This window comes from Hymenobacter qilianensis (assembly GCF_014489555.1).
Taxonomy (GTDB): Bacteria; Bacteroidota; Bacteroidia; order Cytophagales; family Hymenobacteraceae; genus Hymenobacter; species Hymenobacter qilianensis.
This window is the reverse complement of sequence record NZ_CP060784.1, coordinates 1,286,497-1,313,144: the sequence shown is the minus strand read 5'-3', so window position 1 is coordinate 1,313,144 and position 26,648 is coordinate 1,286,497. Positions and strand designations below refer to the sequence as shown.

18 protein-coding genes and 4 pseudogenes are annotated in these 26,648 nt (G+C 57.6%); 19 read left to right on the top strand and 3 right to left on the bottom strand.

Annotation, left to right across the window (positions count from 1 at the left end; translation table 11 throughout):
• Positions 1–109 precede the first annotated feature (109 nt).
• The 18 genes and pseudogenes from H9L05_RS24870 to H9L05_RS05955 all read left to right on the top strand — a co-directional run.
• A pseudogene (locus H9L05_RS24870) lies at positions 110–939 on the top strand (glycoside hydrolase family 95 protein); the annotation flags it as partial.
• Positions 916–2,631, top strand: a complete 1,716-nt coding sequence (locus tag H9L05_RS06010) for a glycosyl hydrolase family 95 catalytic domain-containing protein (protein ID WP_394368486.1) — start codon at positions 916–918, stop codon at positions 2,629–2,631. The pseudogene H9L05_RS24870 and the gene H9L05_RS06010, both read left to right, overlap by 24 nt.
• A gap of 395 nt (positions 2,632–3,026) precedes the next feature.
• Positions 3,027–3,689 (top strand): family 43 glycosylhydrolase, encoded by a 663-nt coding sequence (locus H9L05_RS06005; protein ID WP_262892640.1) that lies wholly within the window; start codon positions 3,027–3,029, stop codon positions 3,687–3,689.
• 51 nt (positions 3,690–3,740) lie between these two features.
• Positions 3,741–4,960 (top strand): annotated as a pseudogene (locus H9L05_RS26765) (alpha-glucuronidase); the annotation flags it as partial.
• A 21-nt stretch (positions 4,961–4,981) separates the two neighbouring features.
• Positions 4,982–5,785 carry a hypothetical protein gene (locus H9L05_RS26760; protein ID WP_394368485.1) on the top strand — a complete coding sequence of 268 codons (804 nt, stop codon included), beginning with the start codon at positions 4,982–4,984 and terminating at the stop codon, positions 5,783–5,785.
• Between the two features lie 78 nt (positions 5,786–5,863).
• Complete coding sequence (locus H9L05_RS05995) at positions 5,864–7,867, top strand: sialate O-acetylesterase (RefSeq protein ID WP_187733417.1); 2,004 nt, start codon at positions 5,864–5,866, stop codon at positions 7,865–7,867.
• Positions 7,868–8,314: 447 nt separating this feature from the next.
• Entirely contained in the window at positions 8,315–9,841 is a 1,527-nt protein-coding gene (locus H9L05_RS05990) for a xylulokinase (protein WP_187733416.1), read from the top strand.
• Positions 9,819–11,150 carry a xylose isomerase gene (gene xylA / locus H9L05_RS05985; protein WP_187733415.1) on the top strand — a complete coding sequence of 444 codons (1,332 nt, stop codon included), beginning with the start codon at positions 9,819–9,821 and terminating at the stop codon, positions 11,148–11,150. The genes H9L05_RS05990 and xylA overlap by 23 nt, the downstream gene beginning before the upstream one ends.
• An 82-nt stretch (positions 11,151–11,232) precedes the next feature.
• Positions 11,233–12,420, top strand: a complete 1,188-nt coding sequence (locus tag H9L05_RS23225) for a transketolase family protein (protein ID WP_223284757.1) — start codon at positions 11,233–11,235, stop codon at positions 12,418–12,420.
• 59 nt (positions 12,421–12,479) lie between these two features.
• Positions 12,480–13,141: pseudogene (locus H9L05_RS23220) on the top strand (transketolase-like TK C-terminal-containing protein); the annotation flags it as partial.
• Positions 13,142–13,282, top strand: a complete 141-nt coding sequence (locus H9L05_RS23215) for a hypothetical protein (protein ID WP_223284756.1) — start codon at positions 13,142–13,144, stop codon at positions 13,280–13,282.
• A 260-nt stretch (positions 13,283–13,542) separates the two neighbouring features.
• Positions 13,543–15,171: an alpha-N-arabinofuranosidase gene (locus H9L05_RS05975; RefSeq protein WP_187733414.1), complete on the top strand. Its 1,629-nt coding sequence runs from the start codon at positions 13,543–13,545 to the stop codon at positions 15,169–15,171.
• 55 nt (positions 15,172–15,226) lie between these two features.
• A complete protein-coding gene (locus H9L05_RS05970) occupies positions 15,227–16,351 on the top strand; it encodes an endo-1,4-beta-xylanase (RefSeq protein ID WP_187733413.1) in 1,125 nt (374 codons plus the stop codon).
• Positions 16,352–16,371: 20 nt separating this feature from the next.
• The gene (locus H9L05_RS05965; protein ID WP_317175122.1) at positions 16,372–18,168 is read left to right on the top strand and encodes a glycosyl hydrolase 115 family protein; all 1,797 of its coding nucleotides are present in this window, start codon (positions 16,372–16,374) and stop codon (positions 18,166–18,168) included.
• Positions 18,126–18,305, top strand: coding sequence for a hypothetical protein (locus H9L05_RS25885; RefSeq protein WP_317175121.1), 180 nt, complete (start codon positions 18,126–18,128; stop codon positions 18,303–18,305). Before H9L05_RS05965 ends, H9L05_RS25885 begins: the two co-directional genes overlap by 43 nt.
• Positions 18,302–19,012 (top strand): hypothetical protein, encoded by a 711-nt coding sequence (locus tag H9L05_RS25880; protein ID WP_317175120.1) that lies wholly within the window; start codon positions 18,302–18,304, stop codon positions 19,010–19,012. The genes H9L05_RS25885 and H9L05_RS25880 overlap by 4 nt, the downstream gene beginning before the upstream one ends.
• A 955-nt stretch (positions 19,013–19,967) precedes the next feature.
• Entirely contained in the window at positions 19,968–20,270 is a 303-nt protein-coding gene (locus H9L05_RS05960; RefSeq protein WP_187733412.1) for a hypothetical protein, read from the top strand.
• Positions 20,271–20,393: 123 nt separating this feature from the next.
• Positions 20,394–21,773 carry a sensor histidine kinase gene (locus tag H9L05_RS05955; protein WP_187733411.1) on the top strand — a complete coding sequence of 460 codons (1,380 nt, stop codon included), beginning with the start codon at positions 20,394–20,396 and terminating at the stop codon, positions 21,771–21,773.
• Between the two features lie 9 nt (positions 21,774–21,782).
• On the opposite strand, the gene H9L05_RS05950 is transcribed toward H9L05_RS05955, so the two are convergent.
• From H9L05_RS05950 to H9L05_RS05940, 3 genes are all read right to left on the bottom strand, one after another.
• Complete coding sequence (locus tag H9L05_RS05950; RefSeq protein WP_187733410.1) at positions 21,783–22,748, bottom strand: NAD(P)/FAD-dependent oxidoreductase; 966 nt, start codon at positions 22,746–22,748, stop codon at positions 21,783–21,785.
• A gap of 117 nt (positions 22,749–22,865) precedes the next feature.
• Positions 22,866–25,334, bottom strand: a complete 2,469-nt coding sequence (locus H9L05_RS05945) for a 4-alpha-glucanotransferase (RefSeq protein WP_187733409.1) — start codon at positions 25,332–25,334, stop codon at positions 22,866–22,868.
• On the bottom strand, positions 25,238–25,615 hold the full coding sequence (locus tag H9L05_RS05940; RefSeq protein WP_187733408.1) for a CBM20 domain-containing protein: 378 nt from the start codon (positions 25,613–25,615) through the stop codon (positions 25,238–25,240). The genes H9L05_RS05945 and H9L05_RS05940 overlap by 97 nt, the downstream gene beginning before the upstream one ends.
• A gap of 206 nt (positions 25,616–25,821) precedes the next feature.
• Between H9L05_RS05940 and H9L05_RS23210 the strand changes: the two are divergent.
• Positions 25,822–26,588: pseudogene (locus H9L05_RS23210) on the top strand (DUF4394 domain-containing protein); the annotation flags it as partial.
• Positions 26,589–26,648: the final 60 nt, after the last annotated feature.

Here is a 26,648-nt window from a genome sequence, read left to right as displayed (position 1 = left end):
CCAGCTGTGACTAAAAGCGTGAACAATAAAACAAACAGAACGTCATGCTGAGCTTGCCGAAGCATCTCTACCGCTTCGTTGAGATAGTATTGATTACTACTCGGTAGAGATGCTTCGGCAAGCTCAGCATGACGTTCTAAGAAGTCTTAAACAAACTCTAACGCTCAACTCGGCATCCATCCTACCCACGTATGAGGAAACTTCGCTGGCCTGTGGGGGGCTTTTTACTTTTGCTTTGCTGGGCTGCCGTGCAGCCGGCCATAGCCGCCAAGCCCATGCCAACCCCGCTGCGGCTGTGGTACGACCGGCCCGCTGCCAACTGGAACGAGGCCCTGCCCTCGGCAACGGTCGCCTGGGGGTGATGGTGTTTGGCGCGCCAGAACGCGAACGAATTCAGCTGAACGAGGAAACCATCTGGGCCGGCGGACCCAACAACAACGTGAAGCCTAACGCCCTGTCCGTGATTCGGCAGCTACGCGAGCAGCTCCGAGCCGGGCAGCTAGTGGAGGCCCAAGCGCTGGCGCAAACCCAGATGCAGCCGTACGGCAACAGCGGCATGCCTTACCAGATGGCCGCCAACGTGTACCTGGATTTTTCCGGTCACGAAAAAGCCGCCCACTACCAGCGCGACCTGGATATCAGCCGCGCCGTAGCCTCCGTTAGTTACCAGCTGGGGGCGTTTCGTACCGGCGGGAGATATTCAGCTCCTTGCCCGATCAGGTTATCATCGTGCGCCTCACGGCCAGCAAGCCCGGCCAGATCAGCTGCCAGCTTGGCGCGGAAAGCCTGATGCCGCACACCCAGTGCACTGAAAACAACCAGCTGGTGCTCGATGGCCGCGGCAGCGAGCACGAAGGGCAAGAGGGGAAAATTCGCTTTCAGACGCGCGCGCAGGTTGTGGCCGAAGGCGGCACCGTGCAAACCACCGACGCAGGCATCCGCATTCAAAATGCTAACAGCGCCACGCTCTATATTTCCATCGGCACCAACTTCAACAACTACCACGACGTGAGCGGCAACGCCGCCGAGCGGGCCACGGCCCACCTGACAAAGGCCGTGAGCAAGCCCTACCGGCAGGCCCTGGCCGACCATGTAGCGACCTACCAGCGCTACTTCAACCGCGTGACGCTGAATCTAGGCGTAACGCCCGCAGCCCAGCTGCCCACCAATAAGCGCCTCGAAAACTTCGCTCAGGGTAATGACCCTGCCCTAGCGGCGCTGTATTTCCAATACGGCCGCTATTTACTCATTAGCTCCTCGCAGCCGGGCGGGCAGCCGGCCAATCTGCAAGGTATCTGGAACGACCAGCTCAAGGGCCCCTGGGACAGCAAGTACACGGTGAACATCAATACTGAAATGAACTACTGGCCGGCCGAGGCTACCAACCTCACCGAGCTGCACCAGCCTTTGTTTGCTATGCTCAAAGACCTGAGCGTGACCGGCCAGCAGAGCGCCCGCCAGATGTACGGGGCCCGGGGTTGGATGCTGCACCACAACACCGACATCTGGCGCATCACGGGGCAAGTCGACCCGCCGCAGTACGGCCTCTGGCCCATGGGCGGGGCCTGGCTCAGTCAGCACCTCTGGGACCATTACCAGTTCACCGGTGACGAGCAGTTTCTGCGCGAGTACTACCCCGTGCTCAAGGGCGCGGCCACCTACTGCCTCGATGCCTTGCAGGAGGAGCCCACCCATCAGTGGCGGGTAATAGCCCCGTCGGTGTCGCCCGAGAATACCTATTCGCTTCAGGGTAAAGCCATTGCCATTGTGGCGGGCACCACCATGGACAACCAGCTAGTGTTCGACCTGTTCTCGAAAACTATCCGGGCCGCCGAGCTGCTGAACACCGACCGCGCCTTTGCCGACACCCTGCTCACCCTGCGCGAGCAACTGCCGCCCATGCAGATTGGGCAGCACGGACAGGTGCAGGAGTGGCTGCAAGACGTGGACAACCCCCAGGACCAGCACCGTCACATTTCCCACCTCTACGGACTGTTCCCGAGCGGCCAGATTTCGCCCTACCGCACCCCCGAGTTGTTTGAAGCCGCCCGCGTGACGCTCACCCAGCGCGGCGACGCGTCCACGGGCTGGTCGATGGGGTGGAAGGTGAACTTTTGGGCCCGCATGCTCGATGGCAACCACGCCTATAAGCTGCTCACCGAGCAGCTGCGCCTGCGCTCCGGGGCGGGCGGCAACTCGGGCGAGGGCGGCGGCACTTACCCCAACCTGCTCGACGCGCACCCGCCGTTCCAGATTGACGGCAACTTTGGCTGCACCGCCGGCTTGGCCGAGCTACTGGTACAGAGCTACGACGGCGTCCTGGATTTGCTGCCGGCCCTGCCCGACGCCTGGCCGACGGGCGAAGTAACCGGCCTCGTGGCCCGCGGCGGCTACGTGGTAGACCTTGCTTGGGACAAGGGTAAAATAACCCGCGCACGCATCACCTCGCGTCTGGGGGGCAATTGTCGGGTGCGGGTGCACAGTCCCGTGAAAGGCTTTGGCAAAACGAAGCTCCAAACTGCCCAAGGTGACAACGCCAACCCGTTCTACCAGACGCCTTCCATAAAAGCCCCCAGATATCCGGAAAAGCCCCCAGCGGCAACCCACGCTGCCCGCGTCGTTTGTGTATGATTTTCCGACGGAAGCTGGAAAGGCCTATGAGCTGCGGTCCCAGTAAGCTTTCAGTCACTACTGCTCCCTTATTCTGTCATCCATCCTGATTCTATGAAAAAGAGCTTCCTCTTATCAGTCGTAGCCTTGCTGCTCCTGACGACTGCTACCAGCCTACAAGCGCAAAACCCCATCATTCGGGACGTCTTCACCGCCGACCCGGCCCCGCTCGTCTACCGCGACACGCTGTTTCTGTACACCAGCCACGATACTGCCTCGGTGCAGGAAACCAACTACAAAATGCCCGACTGGCGCATCTATTCCACCACCGACATGGTAAACTGGAAAGATTACGGCAAGCGCCTTTCGCCCGCACCTTCGCCTGGGCTACCGGCGACGCGTATGCGGCGCAGTGCGTGTACCATAAGGGTAAGTTTTACTGGTTTGTATCCACCTTCCACAAGAAAGACGACAACAGCCAGGGCGGCGCGGCCATCGGCGTGGCCGTGTCGGATCGGCCGACGGGGCCGTTCAAGGATGCCATCGGCAAGGCGCTTATCATCAATGAGATGACCAAGGACAAGCCGCACGCTTGGGACGACATCGACCCGACGGTTTTCATCGACGACGACAAGCAGGTGTATATGTATTGGGGCAACTTAAGCTGCCGCTGGGTGAAGCTCAAAGACAACATGACGGAGCTGGATGGCCCCATCACGGTGCTGAATATCAAGAACTACATTGAAGGTCCCTGGGTGTACAAGCGCAAGAAGCTCTACTACCTCGTGTACGCCAGCCAGGGCACCAAGCCCGAAATGATTGAGTACTGCACAGCTCCCAGCGCCACCGGCCCCTGGACGTATCGGGGTATAATTCAGGAAAATGTGCCCAACAGCTTTACCACGCACCCCGGCATTATCGATTACAAGGGCAAGAGCTACTTCTTCTACCACAACGGCGCCCTGCCCACCGGCGGCAGCTACCGGCGCTCCATCTGCGTGGATTACCTGCACTACAATAAGGACGGTACTATCAAGCCTATCGTGCAGACGACCACAGGCGTGGCGCCGGTGAAGTAAAAACTCAGAGCGGCCCCTTCCCCTTCAACAGAAACCTTCCCACTCTGCTTTATGAAACGCTTCTTTCTCTTTCTGCTGTTCCTGAGTGCAGCCTCATCATTGAGGGCCGAAGACGGGCACCAGCTTTGGCTCCGCCCGCAGCGGGCCGCACCGGTTAAGGTGGTGGCTACCGGCAAGAATTCACTCCTGCTCGCTACGGCGCGGCAGGAGCTACAGCAAGGCTGGCAGGGAAAACCCGGCGCATCCGTTGCGCTAACCCTCACAAAGGACAAAACCATCAAGTACGACGGATTTCGCCTGGGACCTACCAGCGTGCAGGCTGCCACCGAGGCAGGCCTCCTGTACGGGGTGTATGAGCTGCTGCGGCGCCAGCAAACCGGCCAGCCCGTGCAAAACGACCTGCTCAATCCATCCTATGAGCACCGGCTCCTCAACCATTGGGACAACCCCGACGGGTCGGTGGAGCGGGGCTACGCCGGCCAGTCTATCTTTTGGCGCAAGGATAGCGCCCTGGTAACGACTAGCCAGGACAAAACCCGCTGGCAGGAATACGCCCGCGCCAATGCCTCCGTGGGCATCAATGGGGCCGTTATCAACAACGTGAATGCCGCCCCGCAGATCCTCTCGGCCGAGTACCTAACCCGCGTGAAGGCTATTGCCGACGTGCTGCGACCGTATGGCGTCAAGACCTATCTCGCGGTGAAGTTTTCCTCGCCAGTGCTGCTCGGGGGCTCAAAACCGCCGACCCGCTGGACCCGGCGGTGGTTAAGTGGTGGCAAGGTAAGACCAAGGAGATTTACCGGCTGGTGCCCGATTTCGGTGGCTTTCTGGTGAAGGCCAGCAGCGAAGGCCAGCCCGGCCCCCAAGACTACGGCCGTACCCACGCCGACGGCGCCAACATGCTGGCCGACGCCGTGCGGCCTCACGGCGGCCTGGTGATGTGGCGCGCCTTCGTGTACAGCCCCAACGATAAGGACCGCGCCAAGCAGGCGTACAACGAATTTGTGCCCCTGGACGGCAAATTCCGCGACAACGTCATCGTGCAGGTAAAGAACGGTCCGATTGACTTTCAGCCGCGCGAGCCGTTCAGTCCGCTCTTTGGAGCCCTGAAAAAGACCTCCGTCATGCCTGAGTTTCAAATCACTCAGGAATATCTGGGACATTCTATTGATCTGGCGTTTCTCGCCCCCATGTGGGAAGAGTGCCTGGGCAGCGACACCCACCAAGCCGGTCCCGGCAGCACAGTGGCCCGCTGCACCGATGGCAGTGTGTACCCGCAGAAGCATACGGCTATGGCTGGCGTAGCCAACGTGGGCCTCGATACCAACTGGACCGGCCACGACTTTGCCCAGGCCAACTGGTACGCCTTCGGCCGCCTGGCCTGGAACAATCAACTGAAAAGCGCCCAGATTGCCGACGAGTGGCTGAAGCTGACCTTCGGTGGGCCGACTGCCGCCGCTGACTGGAATACCCAGTTTTTAACTCCCGTCAAGCAATTGATGCTGGATAGCCGGGAAGCCATCGTGAACTACTCGATGCCGCTGGGTTTGCACCACATCATGTCGGCCACTCGCGAGCACTACGGCCCTGGGCCGTGGTGGGCCCCACCCAAGATGCGCGCCGACTGGACTCCGCGCTATTATCATCAGGCCGATTCGGCCGGCGTAGGCTTCAACCGCACCAAAACCGGCAGCGATGCCGTGAGCCAGTACCACGAGCCCCTGGCAACCCAATTCAACGACCCGACCACCTGCCCCGACGAGTACCTGCTGTGGTTTCACCACCTGCCCTGGGATTTCAAGATGAAAAGCGGCAACACCTTGTGGAATGAGCTGTGCGCCCACTACGATAAGGGCGTGCAGCAGGTGCGGCAATTCCAGAAAGTGTGGGACAAAGCCCAGCCCTACGTCGACGCGGAGCGGTTTGCGGTGGTGCAGCACAAGCTGCGGAGCCAGAGCGGCAACGCCGTGCAGTGGAAAGACGCTTGTTTGCTCTACTTCCAGCAGTTCAGCCGTATGCCCATACCCGCGGACGTAGAGCCGCCCATGAATAACCTGGATGCTATCATAGCCAATGACATGCGGCCAAGAAGATAAGGGAATAGCTTATCAGCCAAGACAGAAGGCCGAGCAGTAACTCCTTCTTTACGTTTAGCTTATTTAATACCTCCTCTTATGATAAATTACCGCATATTTAATTCCGCGCTGCGCTGGCGCACTGCGCTAGGCCGGCGAGGCGTGCTGCTGGCCTTGCTGGGCAGCGGGCTGATAACGCCAGCTGAGCTCAGAGCGGAAGTACGCCTGCCGCGGCTGGTCAGCGACGGTATGGTGCTTCAGCGCGACGCCAAGCTGACGGTGTGGGGCTGGGGGGCAAAAGGCGAGAAAGTAACCCTGCGCTTCAAGAAAAAAACCTACTCCGCTACCACCGGCCCCGATGGCAAATGGACGGTGAGTCTGCCGGCACAGCCAGCGGGTGGGCCCTATACCATGAACATTGCGGCCAGCAACCAGCTAGAGCTCAAAGACATTCTGGTGGGCGACGTGTGGGTGTGCTCGGGCCAGTCGAACATGGAAACGCCCATGAGCCGCCTGCGCGACCGGTTTCCGGAGGAAATAGCCACAGCCAACAACCCCCGCATCCGGCAGTTCACGATGCCCACGAGCTACTCTTTCAAGGGTCCCAAAGATGACATCGCGAGCGGCAATTGGGTCAGCGTGAGTCCGCAGAGCATCGGGCAGTTTTCGGGCGTGGCGTACTTTTTTGCCAAAGACCTTTACGCTAAGTATCAGGTGCCCATTGGGTTAATCAAAAATGCCATAGGCGGCTCCCCAGCCGAAGCCTGGCTGAGCGCCGAGGCACTCAAGCAGTTTCCCGCCTACCAGCAGCAAGGCGAGCAGTACAAGGACAGTGCGCTGGTAGCCAGCATTCAGCAGCGCGACCAGGCCGCTGGCCGCGCCTGGCAGCAGCGCCTCTATAAGGCCGATCAGGGGCAGGCGCCCGGCCAAATGAAGTGGTCGGCGCCCGGCTATGATGCTACGGGCTGGGCTACCATGGGCGTGCCCGGCTTCTGGGCCGACCAAACACCGCTGGGCCAGGTTAATGGCGTACTCTGGTTTCGCAAGGAAGTGGAAGTGCCGGCCAGCATGGTTGGCAAGCCCGCCCGTCTGGAGCTAGGCACGCTGGTCGATGCCGACTCCACTTACATCAACGGTCAATTGGTGGGCACCACCGGCTACCAGTATCCGCCCCGCAAGTACGACTTTGGCCCCGGCGTATTGAAGCCAGGCAAAAACGTAATTGTAGTGCGCCTCATCAGCAACGGCGGGCGCGGCGGCTTCACCCCCGACAAGCAATACCAGCTTAGCGCCGGGGGGCAAACTCTGGATCTGCGCGGTCCCTGGCAGTACAAGCTGGGAGCTGCTATGCCGCCTGCACCGGGTAGCACTTCCTTTCAAAATCAGCCTGGGGGGCTTTTTAACGGCATGGTGGGGCCGCTGCTGCCCTACGCTATCAAGGGCGTCATCTGGTTTCAGGGGGAGTCCAACACGGGCAAGGCGCAGGAATATCAGCAGCTTTTCTCGGCCGTAATTACCGACTGGCGCAAGCAGTGGCAGCGGCCCACGCTGCCATTTCTGTACGTGCAGCTCGCCAACTTTATGAGCACCCGGCCTCAGCCCGGCGAAAGCGGCTGGGCCGGCGTGCGCGACGCCCAGCGCCAAACCTTGCAGCTGCCCAATACGGGCATGGTCGTCGCCATCGACGTGGGCGAGTGGAACGACATTCACCCCTTGGACAAAGAAACTGTGGGTAAACGCCTCGCCCTGGCCGCCCGCCAGGTGGCTTACGGCGAGAAAAAGCTGGTGGCGTCTGGTCCTTTATACCAATCCATGCAGGTGAAAGACGGCAAGGCAGTACTCCAGTTCGCCAGTGTGGGGGGCGGTTTGGTGGCCAAAGGCAGCGGACCGCTCACACAGTTTGCCATAGCCGGCCCCGACAAAAAATTCGTGTGGGCGCAGGCACGCATCGAGGGTAACACCGTCGTGGTGTGGCACGACGAGGTGCCGGCGCCGGCCTTCGTGCGCTATGCCTGGGCCGACAACCCAGCCGGCGCCAACCTATACAATAAGGAGGGATTGCCAGCTTCACCTTTCCAGGCTAGCTCGGTAGCAGTTCCCTAAAGCGTTGAACTCGCGATTCAGAAATCCGCAAAGTGAAACGCCTGGGCTTGCCATAGAGTAAAGACAATAGTATTATTTCTAACACGTAATAAGCTCGACTGCTACCGATCCTGTGTTGTTGCGTTTGATTATTCAAAGATATTTTAAGAAATAAAAATGCCTGCTAAATACCTATCGAAACCGTTTCCGAAAACGGTTTCGATATTTTTATTTGAAAACGAAGCGCGTACGCCCCGATTTAGAATGCCACGTGTAATCGATTGTGATGTATATTCGATGAGTAGATACAACGTACACTAGCTATTGCTCCCTCTTGAAGCTGACAGATAGTAAGTTGTTGACTTACTTGTTAATTGTACTTTGTAAAGTAGGGCGCTCGATGGTTACTGCCATTAGGGCGGCATGTTTCCCTTCAGGCTTATCTGAAAAACCCTTTACTTCCCACCCATGAAATACCTGCTCGGGTACGATATAGGCAGTTCATCCATCAAGGTCGCTCTACTTAGCGTGGATACCGGCAAGTGCGTGGCCAGCGTCACATCGCCGAAAAAGGAGATGGAAATTACCGCGGAAGCGGTAGGCTGGGCCGAGCAACGGCCGGAGCGCTGGTGGCAGGAGGTAGTAAACGCCACGCGGGAGCTAAAAAGCGAGTATGGCTTCGATGCGTCGCTGGTGGCCGGTATTGGCATCACCTATCAGATGCACGGCCTCGTACTGCTTGACAAGGATGGTAAGGTGTTGCGGCCCGCCATTATATGGTGCGACAGCCGCGCCGTAGACTTTGGCAACCAAGCGTTTGCGGAATTAGGCGAAGAATACTGCCTCCAGAATTTTCTGAATTCGCCCGGCAACTTCACGGCTTCCAAGCTCAAGTGGGTAAAGGAAAACGAGCCCGCTATCTACGAGCAGATCTACAAGATTCAGCTGCCCGGCGACTACATCGCTTACCAACTCACAGGCCAGATGCAGACCACTGTATCGGGCTTGTCGGAAGGGGTTTTCTGGAATTTCCGCGAGCAGAGCATCGCCCAGGATCTGCTCGATTATTACGGCATCAGCCGCGACTTACTGCCCGAGGTAGTCGACACATTTGCCCCCCAGGGCCAGCTCACGGCCGAAGCGGCTCAGGAACTGGGCCTCCATGCGGGTACGCCCATCAGCTACCGCGCCGGCGACCAGCCTAATAATGCCTTCTCGCTCAATGTATTGCAGCCCGGCGAAATAGCCGCCACGGCCGGTACTTCAGGGGTTGTGTACGGCATCACCGATCAGCCCGCCTCCGACCCGCATTCGCGCGTCAATGCGTTTGCCCACGTGAACAGCACGCCCGAGCAGCCCCGCAACGGGGTGTTAATGTGCATGAACGGCACGGGCATTCTAAATAGCTGGCTGCGCAAAATCGTCGGCGAAATGCCCTACGACCAGATGAACCAGCTGGCCGCTCAAGCGCCAATCGGGTCGGAGGGCTTGCTGTTTTTGCCCTTCGGCAACGGCGCTGAGCGCATCCTTGAAAACCGCCCTACTGATGCCGAACTGCGCGGTCTGAGCTTCAATATTCACTCGCAGGCGCACGTGCTGCGCGCGGCCCAGGAGGGAATTGTGTTTGCGCTGAACTACGGCATGGACATTATGCGCAGCATGGGCGTGCAAGTGCAAAAGGTGCGCGCCGGCAACGCCAACATGTTCCTGAGCCCGCTGTTCCGCGAAGCTTTTGTGAATACTGGCAACGTGACCCTGGAGCTATATAATACGGATGCGGCTCAGGGCGCGGCCCGCGGCGCCGGTATCGGCGTGGGCGTGTACGCCAGCCCGGCCGAAGCCTTTGGGAGCCTGGAGCGTATCCTAACCTTGGAGCCTACGACGGAACTGCAAACACAATATCAATCGGCCTATGCCCGCTGGCACAAGGTTCTTACTCAACAGATTCTTTCAACCACAACCACCCAGACAGATGTCGTCCAACACGCTTTCTAAAACGGAATTCTTTAAAGGCATTGACACCATTCGCTTCGAAGGACGCGAGTCGGACAACCCGCTATCCTTCAAATGGTACGACGAGAACCGCGTCGTGGGGGGCAAAACCATGAAGGAGCACCTGCGCTTCGCTGTATCGTACTGGCACACCTTCACTGGCACCGGCGGCGACCCATTCGGGCCCGGCACCAAGACCTTTGCCTGGGATTCGCACCATGAAATCATTGGCCGCGCCAAGGAAAAAATGGATGCTGCCTTCGAGTTTTTCACCAAGCTCGGCACGCCCTACTACTGCTTCCACGATATCGACCTGGTAGACGAAGGCGACTCGCTGGCTGAGTATGAGCGCAATCTGCAAGCCATTGTAGACTACGCCAAGGAGCACCAGACGGCCAGCGGCATAAAGCTGCTGTGGGGCACGGCCAACGTGTTTTCGCACCCGCGCTACATGAACGGCGCCAGCACCAACCCCGACTTCTCCGTGTTGGCGCACGCTGCGACGCAGGTGAAAAACTCCATGGACGCGACCATCGCGCTGGGAGGCGAGGGCTACACCTTCTGGGGTGGCCGTGAGGGCTACATGACCCTGCTCAACACCAACATGAAGCGTGAGCTGGACCACATGGGTCGCTTCCTGAGCACGGCCCGCGACTACGCTCGCAAGCAAGGCTTCACCGGCAAGTTCTTCATCGAGCCCAAGCCCGCCGAGCCTACCAAGCACCAGTATGACTTCGATGCGGCCACGGTTATTGGCTTCCTGAAAGAGTACGGCTTGGAAAACGACTTCATGCTGAACCTCGAAACCAACCACGCCACGCTGGCTGGCCACACTTTCCAGCACGAGCTGCAAGTAGCCGCCGATAATAACATGCTCGGCAGCATGGACGCCAACCGCGGCGACTACCAGAACGGCTGGGACACCGACCAGTTCCCTAACAACATCAACGAGCTGACCGAGTGCATGCTCATCATTCTGGAGCACGGTGGCATTAAGCCCGGCGGCATCAACTTCGACGCCAAAACGCGCCGCAACTCAACCGATCTGGAGGACATTTTCGTGGCGCACATCAGTGGCATGGATGCATTTGCCCGCGCTTTGGTAACGGCCAACGATATTCTGGAAAAGTCGCCTTACAAGAAGTTCCGCACGGAGCGCTATGCCTCCTTTGACAGCGGCGACGGTGCTGCTTTCGAGAAAGGCCAGCTGACCCTGGAAGACCTGCGCACCATTGCCCATAAGTCGGGCGAGCCGGTGATGAAGAGCGGCAAGCAGGAGTGGCTGGAAGCCATTATCAACCAATACATCTAAACTGAGTGAAACCGAACCGGCTGGCTGCTTGGGTGGGAATTTTCGTGGCCGGCCGGGGACGTTTTATTTAATGTAGCGCAGCATGATTGAGCAGCAGATATCAGTAGAAGAGCAAAGTGTAAGCACCATCCGCCTTTTGTCGGTGGATATGGTGCAGAAGGCTAATTCCGGCCATCCGGGCTTGCCGCTGGGAGCCGCGCCTATGGCCTACGTGCTGTGGTCGCGGTTTTTGCGGTTTAACCCCCAGGATCCCGCCTGGCCCGACCGGGACAGGTTTGTGCTGTCGGCTGGTCATGGCTCGGCCCTGCTGTATAGCCTGCTGCATCTGTATGGCTACGATTTGCCGCTTGAGGAACTCAAAAACTTCCGCCAGCTGCACTCCAAAACGCCGGGTCACCCGGAGTCCAACATCACGGCGGGCGTGGAAGTAACCACGGGCCCACTGGGTCAGGGCTTCGCCAATGGCGTGGGCATGGCCATGGCCGAAGCACATTTGGCCGCCATGTACAACAAGGAGGGGCACGAAGTAGTAAATCACTATACGTACTCTATTGTGAGCGACGGCGACCTGATGGAAGGAATTGCGGCTGAGGCCGCCTCCCTGGCCGGCCACCTGAAGCTGGGCAAGCTCATTTACCTCTACGACGACAACGATATCAGTCTCGACGGGCCCACCAGCCTATCTTACACCGAGGATCCGTTGATGCGATTCGAAGCCTACGGCTGGCACACCCAGCGCGTGATGGACGGCAACGATCTGGACGGCATTGAGCAGGCTATTCGGGCGGCGCAGGCTGAGACCGACCGGCCTTCGCTGATTTCGATTAAAACCATTATTGGTTTTGGTAGTCCGCAGGAAGGCACAAGCAAAGTGCACGGCAGCCCACTGGGCGACGAAAACCTACGCAAAGTCAAGGAGTATTTTGGCTGGAACCCCGACGAGTCGTTTGTGGTGCCCGAAGAAGTACGTCAACACTTGGCCGAACCCGGCCAGCGCGGCGCGAAGCTGCAGCAGGAGTGGCAACAAAAGTTTGAGGCTTACCAGCAGCAGTTTAAGCAGGAAGGCGAGCAGTTTCTAACATCCTTTACCAGCGATCTGCCCGCTGGCTGGGACGCGGAGCTGCCCGTTTTCACGCCCGCCGATGGTGCTTTGGCTACTCGCCAGGCCTCGGGCAAGGCGCTAAGCGCGTTGAAGAAAACGATTCCTTTTCTGTTTGGTGGCTCGGCCGACCTGGCCAGCTCCAACGAAATGCCCCCGCCGGCGACCTGAGCTTTCAGCCGGGCAGCTACGAGAAGAGCAACATCTGGTTTGGGGTGCGCGAGCACGCCATGGGCGGCGCCCTGAACGGCATGTCGCGCCACGGCGGCGTGCGCGTGTACGGTGGCACCTTCCTCACTTTCTCCGATTACATGCGGGGGGCAATTCGTCTCACTGCCCTTGCCGAATCGGCCGCTACGTTCGTTTTCACCCACGATAGTATCGGTTTGGGCGAAGATGGACCTACGCACCAGCCGGTAGAGCAAGTGGCCGCCCTGCGCACCATCCCCAACATTATCGTGCTGCGCCCCGGCGACGCCAACGAAACCGTAGAATCGTGGCGCGTTGCTATGACAAAGCCAGCGTCGCCTGTTGTCTTGATTTTGTCGCGCCAGAAACTGCCTACACTGGATCAAGAAAAGTATGGCTCGGCGCGCGAAGGCGTGGCCAAAGGAGCTTACATTCTGAGCGAAGCCGAGGGTGGTAAACCTCAGCTCATTTTGATAGCTACTGGCTCGGAAGTGTCATTAGCTATGCAGGCTCAGCAGGAGCTCCAGAAGCAAGGCATTGCGGCGCGGGTCGTGAGTATGCCGAGTTGGGAGCTGTTTGAGCAGCAGAACAAAGCGTATCAACGGCAAGTTTTGCCCCCACCGTGCGCAAGCGCGTTACCATTGAAGCCGGCTCGCCCATTGGCTGGCACAAGTACGCCACCGATGAAGGCACCGTCATCAGCATGAACCGCTTTGGCGAGTCGGGTCCGGGTGAGGAAGTGATGGCCATGTTTGGCTTCACGGTAGAGAATGTGGTAGAGAAGGCTAAGGCGTTACTGGAAGACAACCCCGCCGAAACCGAGCCCAAAGAAGTTCTTTCCTAGAAATGACGGCCTTATTCATTCCTCGAATAAGGCCGTCATGCAGAGCAGCGCGAAGCATCTCGCGTGCTGAGGTTGCCAAAGCATATGTCATGCTGAGCTTGTCGAAGCATCTCTCCCGCTTCGTTGAGCACCGATTGGAATTAGTTACCAGTAGAGATGCTTCGACTTCGTTTAGCATACCTCAGCACGCGAGATGCTTCGCGCTGCTCTGCATGACGTTCTGTTTTTAGCACCATTTCTCTAGTCCAAGAATAAACCTAATGACCAAACTGCACTCAAACCGACCGCTGGGGGGCTTTTTTGAGACGAATACGCCACGTTTTTCCCTGCGAAAGTGGGGAAAAAGAGTCGGGCTCCTTGCCGGACTCGGGCTTGGCTTAACGCTTAATGCCGTCGCCCAAACGGTGCAGGTAACAGTGCAGCCCGGCGACCCTAAGCTGCAAATCAGCAAGCACATTTACGGGCATTTTGCCGAGCATTTGGGCCGCTGTATCTACGATGGCTTTTGGGTGGATGAAAAGCTGAACGTACCCAAACAGGGCCGTATCCGCATGGACATTGTGGAGGCCCTGCGCAAGATAAAAGTGCCCAATCTGCGCTGGCCTGGCGGCTGCTTCGCCGATACCTATCACTGGCGCGACGGCGTGGGGCCCACGGCCCAACGTCCCAAGATGCTAAATATGTGGTGGGGCAATAATCTGGAAGACAACAGCTTCGGTACCCACGAGTTTCTGGAGTTGTGTAAGCTGCTGGGCACCGAGCCGTATCTGGCGGCCAATGTGGGCAGTGGTACAGTGCAGGAAATGGCGGGCTGGATGGAGTACCTGAACTCCAACGACGACACGCCGCTCGTGCTTGAGCGGCGCAAAAACGGCCAAGCCAAACCTTACGGTGTAACCTGGTGGGGCATCGGCAACGAAAGCTGGGGCTGCGGCGGCAATATGACGGCCGAGTACTACACCGATGTGTATAAGCGCTACGCCACTTTCGCCCACAACTACCCGGCCTCGCCTCCGCTGAAGAAAATCGTGAGTGGGGCCAATGGCGACGACGCTCACTGGACGGAGACGTGCATGAAAAATATTCCGCTCAACCAGATGTGGGGCCTCACGTTGCACCAATACACGCTGCCCACCGGCAGCTGGACTGGCAGCAAGGGCAAGGCCACCGGCTTCAACGAGCAGGAGTACTTCAACACCATGAAGAACTGCCTGAAAATGGAAGCCGTGGTGACCAAGCACGCTGCCATCATGGACAAGTACGACAAGGACAAAAAGGTAGCCTTGCTGGTGGATGAGTGGGGCGTGTGGACCGATGTGGAGCCCGGCACCAACCCCGGCTTTTTGTTCCAGCAAAACTCCCTGCGCGACGCGCTGGTAGCGGGCACCACGCTCAACATCTTCAACAATCACTGCGACCGGGTGCGGGGGGCAAATTTGGCTCAGGCCGTGAACGTACTGCAAGCACTCGTGCTGACGGACAAGGAAAAGATGCTGCTCACGCCCACCTACCACGTTTTTGATCTATATCAGGTGCACCAGGATGCCCAATACATGCCCCTGCAATTCACCAGCCCTGATTATGTAATGGGCAACGACAAAGTGCCCGCCCTGAACGCTTCAGCTTCCAAAGACGCCAGTGGCGCCGTTCACATCTCCCTGGTAAACCTGGATACCAAAAAGACCCTGAAGCTGGAAACCGCCCTGCCCGGCGTAACCTGGAAAACCGTGTCCGGCCGGATTCTGACCTCGGCCAGCGTGAGCGACTATAACTCGTTTGACAACCCCAACAAAGTGAAGCTGGGGAGCTTTTCTGGCGCTAAGAAGCGCGGCGGCAACCTGGCCGTGGAGCTGCCACCCCAGTCGGTGGTGGTGCTGGAGCTGAAGTAACCGCTGCTTGAAGCTCGCATATCCTGTATCTATTTCCCGTTGCTATTCCACTTCCATGATTATCAAAAAGACTTTTACATACGCCATCCTTACCGGTGTTTCGCTGGGCTTTATCCAGAAGTCGGAGCCAACTTTAAAGGATGCGTTCAAGCAGGATTTCTATGTGGGCGCGGCCCTCAACGGCCGGCAGATTAGTGGTCAGGATCCCAAAGCTACAGCCCTAATTAAGCAGCAGTTCAACACCATCAGCCCCGAAAACCTGCTCAAGTGGGGACCCGTGCACCCGCAGCCGGACACCTACAACTTCAAGCCGGCCGACGACTACGTAAAGTTCGGGCAGGACAACAAGATGTTCATTGTGGGGCACACGCTCATGTGGCACCAGCAGACGCCCAAGTGGGTATTTGAAGACGCCGCCGGCAACCCCGTGAGCCGGGAAGTGCTGCTCAAGCGCCTGGAAGACCACATCAATACCGTAGTGGGCCGCTACAAAGGCAAGATCGGCGGCTGGGACGTAGTGAACGAGGCCATCGATGACCAGCAGGGCGACTTGCGCAAAACCAAGTGGCTGGAAATTCTGGGCGAAGATTTCGCCGCCAAAGCATTTGAGTACGCCCACAAAGCCGACCCTAAAGCGGAACTGTACTACAACGATTACAGCCTCTATCGCCCCGAAAAGCGGGCAGGTACCATCAAGCTGGTCAAGAGCTTACAAGCCAAAGGTATCAAAGTGGCGGCTATTGGTATGCAGGGCCACTACGGCCTGACCAAACCGAGCCTGGAGGATATAGAGGCGAGCATTGTCGCTTTCTCGAAGCTGGGGGTAAAGGTCAACTTCACGGAGCTGGACATCGACGTGCTGCCTAATCCCAGCCGCCGCCAGGGCGCCGACATCGCCGAGACCTTTGGCGCCGACGAGAAGTACAACGTGTATACCACCGGCCTGCCCGACTCGGTGCAGCAAAAGCTGACCAAACGCTACGCTGACCTGTTCGCCCTCTTCCGCAAGCACCGCAACGTAATCGACCGCATCACGCTCTGGGGCGTGACCGACAACGATTCCTGGCTAAACGACTGGCCCATCCGAGGCCGCACCAGCTACCCGCTGCTCTTCGACCGCAGCTACCAGCCCAAGCCCGCTATGCAGGCCGTTCTGCAAACGGCGAAGAATAAAATGTAGAACGCGTTTCGCGAAAAGCTATGCTACTCAAACCCATCCAACTGTACTTATACATGCGCCGCAAATGGCAGCTGCCTATGCTGCTCGCGTTGCTGGCGACGCTGCCTACGCTAGCCGGCCCAACAGTGCCGGGAGCTGAAGTCTACGTGTCGAGCCAAAAGGGCAAAGGTGGCTTTACGCTGGCGGCGGGGGGCAAAACGGCCGCTCTTTACGCCAGCAACTCCGACTGGCCCGGCGTGCTGCGCGCCGCCAAGGATTTGCAGACCGACATTAACCGCGTAACTAAGCTCACGCCCACCTTCACCACCGACAAAGCACCAGCCGGCAAGGAAGTAGTGCTCATCGGCACGCTGGGAAAAAGCCCCCTGATCGACGGTTTGGTGAAAGCCAAGAAGCTCGACGTGGCGGGCGTGGCGGGCAAGTGGGAAACTTTCGTGCTGCAAGTGGTAGAAAAACCAATGCCCGGTGTTGACCGCGCCTTGGTGATTGCCGGCAGCGACAAGCGCGGCACCATCTTCGGCATTTACGATTTGTCGCAGCAGATTGGCGTATCGCCGTGGCACTGGTGGGCCGATGTGCCCACGCCGCAACAGCAGGCTTTGTATGTGGCGCCCGGCCGGCATACCCAAGGCGAGCCGAAGGTGAAATACCGGGGCATTTTCCTTAATGACGAGGCGCCCGCCTTGAGCGGCTGGGCCAAGGAGAAATTCGGCGGTATCAACTCTAAGATGTACGTCCATGTATTCGAGCTGATTCTGCGCCTGAAGGGTAACTACCTGTGGCCAGCTATGTGGGGCAATGCCTTCAACGACGACGATAAGCAGAGCCCCGTGTTAGCTGATGAGTACGGCGTGGTGATGGGCACTTCCCACCACGAGCCCATGGTACGCTCGCAGCAGGAGTGGAAGCGCTTTGGCAGCGGCCCCTGGAACTACCAGACCAACGAAAAAATCTTGCAGGACTTCTGGCGGCAGGGTATCAAGAATATGGGCACCAAGGAGAGCATCGTGACCATGGGCATGCGCGGCGACGGCGACGAGCCCATGAGTGAGGGCAGCAACATTGCCTTGCTGGAGAAGATTGTAGCCGATCAGCGCCGGATTATTGCCGAAGAAACCGGCAAGCCCGCCGAGCAAACCCCGCAGCTTTGGGCCCTCTACAAGGAAGTGCAGGACTATTACGACAAAGGCATGCGCGTACCCGACGACGTGACCCTACTGCTCTGCGACGACAACTGGGGCAATATCCGCAAGCTTCCCAAGCAAGGCGAAAAGCCCCGCAGCGGCGGCTACGGCATCTATTATCACTTCGATTATGTGGGTGGGCCGCGCAACTATAAGTGGCTCAACACCAACCCGCTTCCGCGTATCTGGGAGCAGATGCACTTGGCCCACGAGTACGGTGCCAATCAGATATGGATTGTGAACGTGGGCGACCTGAAGCCCATGGAATTGCCCATCAGCTTCTTTCTGGACTACGCCTGGAACCCCGATAAGATAAAGGCCGACCAAGTGGCAGCGTACACGCAGCGCTGGGCCAGTCAGCAATTCGGCGAGAAACACGCCACTGATATTGCTGATATTCTGGCTAAATACGCTAAGTACAACGCCCGCCGCAAGCCCGAGTTGCTCGACGCCAACACCTACAGCCTAGCCACCGGCGAGTGGGCCACCGTCGTGAGCGACTACCAGCGCTTGCTGGAGCGGGCCGAAGCTATTAACCAGAAATTGCCCCCACCGTCCGCGACGCTTATTATCAGCTGGTGCTGCACCCGGTGCAGGCTAGCGCCAACCTCAATGAGCTGTACTACACCGTAGCCCAAAACCGGGAGGCCGCCAAAGCTGGTCATTCCACTACCAATGCGCTGGCCGACAAAGCCAAAGCTTTGTTTGAAAAAGATGTGGAGATTAAAAACCGCTACCACGCCCTGGCTGGGGCAAGTGGAACCACATGATGGATCAGACGCACATCGGTTACACCTATTGGCAGCAGCCGCCCGTGGATAAAATGCCAGAGGTGGTGACATTGACGCCCGATAAAATAGTGGCCGCAGCCGAGCCAACAGTTCCGGCGCCCCATGTCAGCGACAAGTTTATCTCGATTGAAGCCGAGCAATTTACGCGGGCTGTAAATGCGGGCTCCATCACCTGGCAGCACCTCCCCGACCTGGGCCGCACAGCCGGAGCCGTCACGACGTTTCCGGTTACGGCCGCGCCAACGGCCGCGCCCGGCGGTGCCAGTCCACATTTGGAATACGAACTCACCCTAACGCAGGCTGGCCCCGTAACGGTGCAGGCATATTTGTCCCCCACACTGGATTTTATGGCCAGCCAAGGGTTGCGGTACGCCGTGTCGTTCGACGACGAAGCCCCCCAGATCATTAATCTGCATACGGGTATGGTAGCCGACAACGGCAACCGCCCTTGGGAGCAGGCGGTAGCGCAGAATATTATTCTGAAAACCTCCACGCACACGCTGGCCAAGCCCGGTAAGCATGTATTGAAACTCTGGCGCGTCGACCCCGGCGTGGTAGTGCAAAAACTGGTGGTAGACCTCGGCGGCGTGAAGCCCAGCTACCTCGGCCCACCCGAGAACTTCTCGAAGAGCACGCCCGCGCCGAAAGCTACTAAGGCATCTAAGGGTAGCGTAGGACAGCGCTAGGCTACTTATCTAGTTGTCCTGATTGTCCTGCGGGCATAGGTGTCCGGCGAGGCTCAAACGGGAGCAGGAATTTGCCCCCCGCATCATGCGCATGTATGCGACAAAGGAAAATGGCTCCAGAAAACGCCTGCCCAATTGGGCAGGCGTTTTTTAGTATGGAATTCAGAGCAATTTGTAGTCTAAGCTCAACTGTAAAGCCGCGCCCAGTCAATGACTAGCCAAGCCGACTCTCACCTGCAAAGCTTTGATTTAACAATTTAAACTATAGCGATTTATAGAAATTCGCTGCCTGTGGCCTGCATTACTTTTCTGACCTGAAAACAGGCGCAATTTTTGGGAAAATGCTGGTAGACACAGTATTAGGTTTTTTCACCAGCCGAGTATGTCTTCTTCCCCTATCGTTCAAGCTACACGGCTCTGGCAGGATATGCTGGGCCAGGAACACGAAATGCCGCGCTCTTTCCTCTGGCAGCATGTGCAGGAGAGGAGCCTGACGAAGCCGGCCCCATCGACTGGAAAAACCGTCAGCCCAAGACGCGCATTTACTTGCAAAGCGGCCACGTTATCTGCGTTTTGGGCACTTATGAGCAGTGGTGCTGCCGCTGGCTGGCTTATACAAAATGGCACACTGTTTCATTGCAGCAGTACGGCCTGAATTAAAGCTGACCTGAATAGATCAAGCCGTTTGAGATAATAAAATGCCCCCCAGACAAACAGGCGGTTGTTTTTCGCTTCGGGGCAAAAGCACATTGGCTACAGGCAGCCGTAAAGCTGCGCAGCAGGAAAGCGGATACGTTGTATACCATTGATTACCGCCTTACAATCAGCGTGTTGTTTGGTTGGATTTGCTGGGCTATTGCTTCAGAAAGCAAACACAGTAGATTTGTTCATAATTCTATAGCGAGTTTCGAATAAATTCTATTCATAATCAGTAGTATAGTGGTGCTCTTCCTCAATGTCTGGTGTTAAGTTATTTGTTTTATGTCTGGTCTGTCCGCTTTCCATCATGAGCAGCCAAGCACAAAATCCCGCTGGCGCAAAACCCATTGAGACCTCGCAGCAGCTTTCCGTACGCATTACGTTGCCTACCTCCGTGGGACTAATTGGAGATTATGCCAGCATTCTCTTGTCGAAAGAGGATGACAAGCTGAAAAAGCTAACCACCCGCCGCCGCCCTCGCACCAGCAATCCTACAGTTGTCTTTGCAGTTCCGCTGCCGAGGAACTGGCTTACCAAAAAGTTAGCAAAAGATGATTAGTATTATTTCTCACTAAGCTGACCTTTTTCCACACTGGAATGCAGGAAATGGAAGCGGCAATATGTCAATCGATACCATGCATTCCTGCCAGTTTACCTCGCTGTTTCAGCACCGGTTTTCCCTATGAAATTTGATGGTCAAATAATAATTAGCATTCTGCTGGCCCAGTTTCTGGTGGTGCGAATCCTGCGTAGGTTTTTCGACCTGCCCAATCGCCTGCCCCATTGGGATAAGCTGCTCCGGTGGATCTGGGTGCCGGGGGTGGGGCTAGGTATTATTGACCTCCTGTTCAACTTTCGCAACGACCAGCTGGACGAAGTGTATATGCTCTTCGTCTTTGTGGTCGTAATACTGGTCGCACTGGCTTTACGGGATTACCGACCGGCCCGCACCGTGTTGCTGGCTGTAGTGCCTTACACCGTTTACTCTGCCATCGAGCTGATGCTGGTAGTATCGGACTGGAAGCTAGGCGAGAACTATGAAGACGCCTTCGATGCTTCGCAGGGCTTCACGGTGATATGGATGATTACCTTTCTGCTGATTGCCCGCAATCAGAAAAAGCACCTCGAGAAAGAGCGCCTATTGCGAGAGGAAGAGGAACAGGAAAAGCAGCGCATCGCAACGCAAAACGCTGAGTTGGAGCGACTCGTAGCTGAGCGTACCGCTACGCTTACCAAGCAGACGGAGGAGCTGAGCCAGGCATTAACTGAGCTTAAAACCATGCAGACCCAGCTCATTCAGGCCGAGAAAATGGCCAGTTTGGGCGAGTTGACCGCCGGTATTGCCCATGAGATTCAGAACCCGCTGAACTTTGTCACCAACTTTTCGGATGTAAGCGCCGAGCTGATTACGGAGCTGGAGGAGGAAAAGCGCAAGCCCACGCGCAACATCGATCTGGAAACCGAGCTGCTGGTTGATTTGAAGCAGAATCTGCAGAAAATTACCCACCACGGCCAACGAGCAGCGTCCATCGTGAAGGGAATGCTAGAGCACAGCCGCGCCAGTACGGGCGAGCTGCAGCCGACCGATATAAATACGCTGGCCGACGAATACCTGCGCCTGGCTTACCACGGTTTGCGGGCCAAGGACAAAACCTTCAACGCCACCCTGTACACGAACTTGTATCCTGAACTGGGACAAGTGAATGCGATTTCGCAGGATATAGGGCGGGTGTTGCTCAACCTTTTTACCAACGCATTCTACGCCGTTCAGAAAAAGAAAGAGTGCGTGTCTGATGGCTACGTGCCCACGGTGAGTGTAAGCACCCGCCGTACCGAGGCCGGCGATGTAGAAGTGCGTGTACGCGACAATGGGATGGGCATGCCTACTACTGTAAAGGATAAGATTTTTCAGCCCTTTTTTACCACCAAACCCACGGGCGAGGGCACAGGCTTAGGTTTGTCTTTGAGCTACGATATCGTGACCAAGGGACATAATGGGTCGCTTACGGTAGAAAGCCAGGAAGGCGAATACACGGAGTTCACCATTCGCATACCCGGCTGATCCAGCTTGTTATACGCACTCTTCCTTGGTCAGCTTTTCATTTATCATAATGGCGGCCAGTGAGCCCTCGGCGGCAGCCAGAATAGCCTGCTGCATGCCGGCCGTAGTGTCGCCGGCAGCATAGAGGCCCGGTATCGAAGTTTGCTGCTTTTTGTCCGTCCAAACAGCGCCTTTGCTGTTCAGACGACAGCCCAGTTGCTCTGCTAGATTGGTGCGTTGGTGCTGGTGTGGATGCACGAACAGCGCCTCGCGCACCAGCTTGTCGCCATTCTTGAACAGCACGTGTTGCAGGCCCTCTTTCTCAGAGCCCTCCAGGCGTTCAATAGGCTCTTCATGCACCTTAATAGCTTGCTTGTGCAGACGCTGACGGGCCTTTTCTGTGAGGCCACCGGGGCCATCGGTGCATACCACCACATCCTTCGACCAGCGGCTGACAAGCAACGCCAGACCCGTAACGCCTTTTCCCCGTCCGTATACCGCTAACGCCCGGTCGCGCACCTCCCAGCCGTGGCAATAAGGGCAATGCAGCACGCCGCGTCCCCAAAACTCACGCATACCATCCAGGGGGGGTAATTCGTCTTCTACGCCCGTGGCCAGCAATACTTTGCGCGCCGTTATGGTGCGGGTGCGGCTGGCCTCCGTATCGGCCACAATGGTAAAGCACTCGTCGCTCACGCTAACCTCGGTTACGCGCAAGGGGCAAACTTCCACACTCGGGTAGGCCGCCAGCTGCTCTAGGCCCAAGCGCAGCAGCTCACTGGGCTGCACCCCATCGCGGGTGAAAAAGCCCCACACGGCGGGCGAGGGGTCATTGCGTGGGGCGCCACCATCGCACACGAGTACGCGGCGGAGGCAGCGGCCCAATACCAGCGCCGCGCTGAGTCCGGCACTTCCGGCTCCTATAATAATAACATCGTAGTCGGTAGCAGGTCGAAGACGGCGGGCCGCTTTGGGAAGAGGAAGAGCTGTAGGCATATGAAACGCAGTAGAAACTCCTATACCAAAAAAGCCCCCAGCGGTTAGGCCGGGGGGCTTTTTTTAAGTAGAAAATATAGAAAAGCCTTTAGCTAAAGCAAATGCAAGTACCTGAATCTAATACACTTGGTTGCGCCCGCTTTCATCAGTCAGGTTATGCAGCGCTTGGGTAAAACTTGCTTGGGAGGCCAGCTCTTCCAGATTCAGGTGCAGGCGATACTTCCAGAAATGCTGCGGATTAGAGGGAACGTTAATCTGCTCATCGTGCGGGTTTTCGCGACGCAGGTCAGCATCCATAGCCAGCAAATCCTGAAGGGGAAAAATAGCCCACATGGCGGGTGAATGCAGGTGCTGCACGTTTATTTCGCGCGCTATCCATGGTTCACAGTGCTGGGGGGCAATTTCGCCCCGATGGCCGAGCAGGTCTTCGAAAAAACGCTGGGTAATGTCGCGGTCTTCTTCCCACCAGCCGCGCAAAGTGCTCATATCGTGCGAGCCGGGGCTGACAACGGACAAATACGGCGCGTGGGCTGGGTTGCCAAACTCCACGTTGGGGTCGGAGGGCATGCGCTGGATGTTGAGGCCCAGCATGCCCAGCTCGCGCATCACGCCCGGCACGGAGGCGGGCACCATGCCTAAGTCTTCGCCGCAGATCAGCATATCGGTGGCGTAGCGCACGGGGGGCAATTTTACCAAGCCCTGCCGCCGCCAGAAGTCTTCGTGACGACGGAAGAAGAAATCGTTGTAGATCTCGTTGATAAGATGGCGATTATGATCGTCCAGCTCCTTAAACGACGTGCTCAGATACACCGTGATGCGTGGGTGGTAGAAGTCGGGCTCATCAGCGGGCACAAACAGCACCTCATTTACTAGTTTGTACAAGCCCGTGCGCAGCCAGCGCAGGTGCTCGGCATTGTTTGGGTCATCGGCGATTCGCTGGTCAAACAGCGCCTCTATCTGCCGCTGGGTGCGCACGTAGTCTTTGAGGCGGATAGCGCCGTAGCCGGCATCCTCCATAAACTCATCGAACACGGCCTGCGCCTGCGCGTGAAAGATGTGCTGAAGCATGTGCCAGCGGATATATGGCTCGCACAGGCGGCCATAATCAAACCAGCCCAGTCGCTGCTCAATCTCGTGGCGGTGCATCGGCAAAGCGGGCGCAAAATGACCCAGCAAGCCTTCCACCGAATGCCCCGGAATTTCCCAGATGCGGAAAAAGCCCAGAATATGGTCGATGCGCAGCACGTCGAAGTAGCGGGCTAGGTGGCTCAGGCGGTTGCGCCACCACTGGTAGTTGTCTTCGGCCATGCGCTCCCAATTGTAGGTGGGGAAGCGCCAGTTCTGGCCCGTCACCGAGAAGTCGTCTGGCGGAGCGCCGGCTTGGCGGTCCATGTGGTAGAGCTCGGGCTGGGTCCAGGCATCCACGGAGTGGCGATAAATGCCGATGGGCAAATCGCCCTTGAGCACCACGCCGCGCTCACGGGCATATTCTACGGCTTCGCGCAGCTGCTTATCGAGGTGAAACTGCGTGAAGAAGTGCAGGCCAAACTCGTCGAAATCGGGCTGGCTGGGTGCGGTAAGCTCATCCAGGTTCCGGGGCGTCTGAAACTCTTCGGGCCACTGCTGGAAGTCGGCGGTGCCAAACCGGTCGCGCAGGGCCGAAAAGGCAGCGTAAGGCACCAGCCACTCATTCTGCTCCACCCAAAACGCTTTAAAAGCAGGATCGGCGAGGAAAGTCGCCTTCTGCTGCTGGTACAGGCGTTTGATGAACTTCCATTTGGCCTCCATCACGGGCTCATAGTCCACAAAGTCGCGGGCATTCAGCTCTTCGCGCAGGCAGTCCAGCTCGGTGCGGTCGGCGGCATCAGCTAGCTCCGCAATACCATCCAGATGCAGATAGAGCGGATGCAGGGCAAACACCGAAATAGCCGCGTACGGGTACGAATCGACCCAGGTATGGGTGGCCGTGGTATCGTTGATAGGAAGAATCTGCATCAGTTTCAGGCCCGCTTCCGCCGACCAGTCGGCCAGCATCTTCAGGTCCGAAAACTCGCCCACACCTAAGCCCTGCTTGGTGCGCAACGAGAATACCGGCAGCGCCACGCCGGCTCCGCGCCAGTTGCCGGCCGGGTAGCGAAAGCCTTCATCTGCCCGCACCCGCAGGGTATTGGCAGGCGTGGGGGGCAAAATTACCCGGTCGTCGCCGGTTTCCAGATGGACGATATCGCCGGTTTGGGCATCGCAGATGGCGTACTTGTACTGGGTGTTCTGGCCGGGCTGCGCCAGGGCTACCTGGGCTGTCCAGGTAGGATAGTCCTGATCGTCAAGGATAATAGCCCGACTGGCATCCCAGGCGCCCAGCGCTTCATCGGAGCCCAGAATACAGACCTGGTGCTGCGGTGCTACCCGCGGCGCCACCAGCTGAAACCGGATGGCTCCCGCCGACCCGATGTCTGTTGCGGATGGTGTGGCGAGGGCTTGAGCGGAGGCTACGTGCGGCCCCCGACGAAACAGGGCTTTGGTGAAGGCCGCCGTGTGCAGCTCATTGTCGGGCTGGGCGGGGGCGCGCCAAAAATCTTCCAGCACAAGGCGGGTAAAAAGCCCCCAGAGTCAGCCACCACCCGATTGGAGCCCCACTCCCAGTGCTTGCTGCCGTCGCGCTCGTCGAGCAGCACGTATTTGTATTCAATGGGATGAGGATGGTCAGTGGGGATGCTGATTTCCTGGGTCCACAGGCCCGTGCGGGCAGCGTAATGCAAAAAAAGCGCGCGGTCGAGGTTCCATTGGCCCAGGCTGGGCTCGGAGCCGCAGACCGCAATGCGCTGGCCGGGCTCGGTATGATAGGGAAGAGAGAAGCGAATAATCATTCGGAAGAAATCAGATGGGGGCGAAAGATAAGTTTTACTACGCTTTATGACTGTGCTAAGTAGTAGCTACCTGATCAGGCCGACAAGGTTCGGGTGAGTTGGTGCTTCCCACAAAAATTTGATAATCCGAATCTATATAGCTACATAGAGTATGTGATAAAATAAATTCTATTATTTCTCATTTTAGTAATAAAAATTTACTTAAAATGATGAAGATTTTTACCCTCGCCAAGTGGGGCATGGCCGTCTTGCTCTTGTCTTCGTTGAGTAGCTGCGAAGACGTTCTGGAGAAATACTTTCCAAGGCCTGCCCCTATTGTCCCAACCTTTCCGAGCCTGGGACTAGATATTCCTTTTTACGCTTTGTCGGGCGGCAGCCGGTTGGATGCATATTCGACCAAGGCTCCCGCCACGCGCACAAACTCAGTAGCTATTACGGGCTTAGCCGGCGGGGAGCAGCTCTTGGCAATCGACTTCCGGCCCGCCACCGGGCAGCTTTATGGGGTGAGCAGCGCCAGTCGCCTGTACGTGATTAACCAGAATACGAGCGCCGCCCACGCCATTGGCACCGGTGCCTTTACGCCCGCGCTGGGGGCAATTTGGTGGGCTTCGACTTCAACCCGACCGTGGACCGGATTCGGCTGATTACTTCAACGGGTCAAAACCTGCGGCTGAACCCCGAAACGGGCACCGTGGCCAGCACCGATGGCGCTATCAGCGGCGTTGCGGGCGCCAGCATTACGGCGGTAGCCTACACCAACAACGTGGCGGGAGCCACAACAACGGAGTTGTATGCTATCAACTCGGCAAGCCGGCAGCTCTATCTGATCAGCCAACCCAATGAAGGCACCGTAGCGCCGATAGGAGGGCTGAATCTAAGTATCATCGGGGATGGCGGCTTCGATATTCATGGGAAGTCGGGCACGGCCCTGGGCCTGTACGCAGTGAGCGGCACCCCGACGCTGTTTGCCGTTGATCTTGCCACGGGCGCCGCCAAATCATTGGCCCAATACGACGTAAGCCTAGATTATTCA

Excerpts from the sequence above, each read along its gene's own strand:
- H9L05_RS26760 (WP_394368485.1), top strand. The coding sequence starts at position 4,982 with ATGGCTGGCGTAGCCAACGTGGGCCTCGATACCAACTGGACCGGCCAC.
- H9L05_RS05995 (WP_187733417.1), top strand. The coding sequence starts at position 5,864 with ATGATAAATTACCGCATATTTAATTCCGCGCTGCGCTGGCGCACTGCG.
- H9L05_RS05990 (WP_187733416.1), top strand. The coding sequence starts at position 8,315 with ATGAAATACCTGCTCGGGTACGATATAGGCAGTTCATCCATCAAGGTC.
- xylA (WP_187733415.1), top strand. The coding sequence starts at position 9,819 with ATGTCGTCCAACACGCTTTCTAAAACGGAATTCTTTAAAGGCATTGAC.
- H9L05_RS23225 (WP_223284757.1), top strand. The coding sequence starts at position 11,233 with ATGATTGAGCAGCAGATATCAGTAGAAGAGCAAAGTGTAAGCACCATC.
- H9L05_RS23215 (WP_223284756.1), top strand. The coding sequence starts at position 13,142 with ATGAACCGCTTTGGCGAGTCGGGTCCGGGTGAGGAAGTGATGGCCATG.
- H9L05_RS05975 (WP_187733414.1), top strand. The coding sequence starts at position 13,543 with ATGACCAAACTGCACTCAAACCGACCGCTGGGGGGCTTTTTTGAGACG.
- H9L05_RS05970 (WP_187733413.1), top strand. The coding sequence starts at position 15,227 with ATGATTATCAAAAAGACTTTTACATACGCCATCCTTACCGGTGTTTCG.
- H9L05_RS05965 (WP_317175122.1), top strand. The coding sequence starts at position 16,372 with ATGCTACTCAAACCCATCCAACTGTACTTATACATGCGCCGCAAATGG.
- H9L05_RS25880 (WP_317175120.1), top strand. The coding sequence starts at position 18,302 with ATGATGGATCAGACGCACATCGGTTACACCTATTGGCAGCAGCCGCCC.
- H9L05_RS05960 (WP_187733412.1), top strand. The coding sequence starts at position 19,968 with ATGTCTGGTGTTAAGTTATTTGTTTTATGTCTGGTCTGTCCGCTTTCC.
- H9L05_RS05955 (WP_187733411.1), top strand. The coding sequence starts at position 20,394 with ATGAAATTTGATGGTCAAATAATAATTAGCATTCTGCTGGCCCAGTTT.
- H9L05_RS05950 (WP_187733410.1), bottom strand. The coding sequence starts at position 22,748 with ATGCCTACAGCTCTTCCTCTTCCCAAAGCGGCCCGCCGTCTTCGACCT.
- H9L05_RS05940 (WP_187733408.1), bottom strand. The coding sequence starts at position 25,615 with ATGATTATTCGCTTCTCTCTTCCCTATCATACCGAGCCCGGCCAGCGC.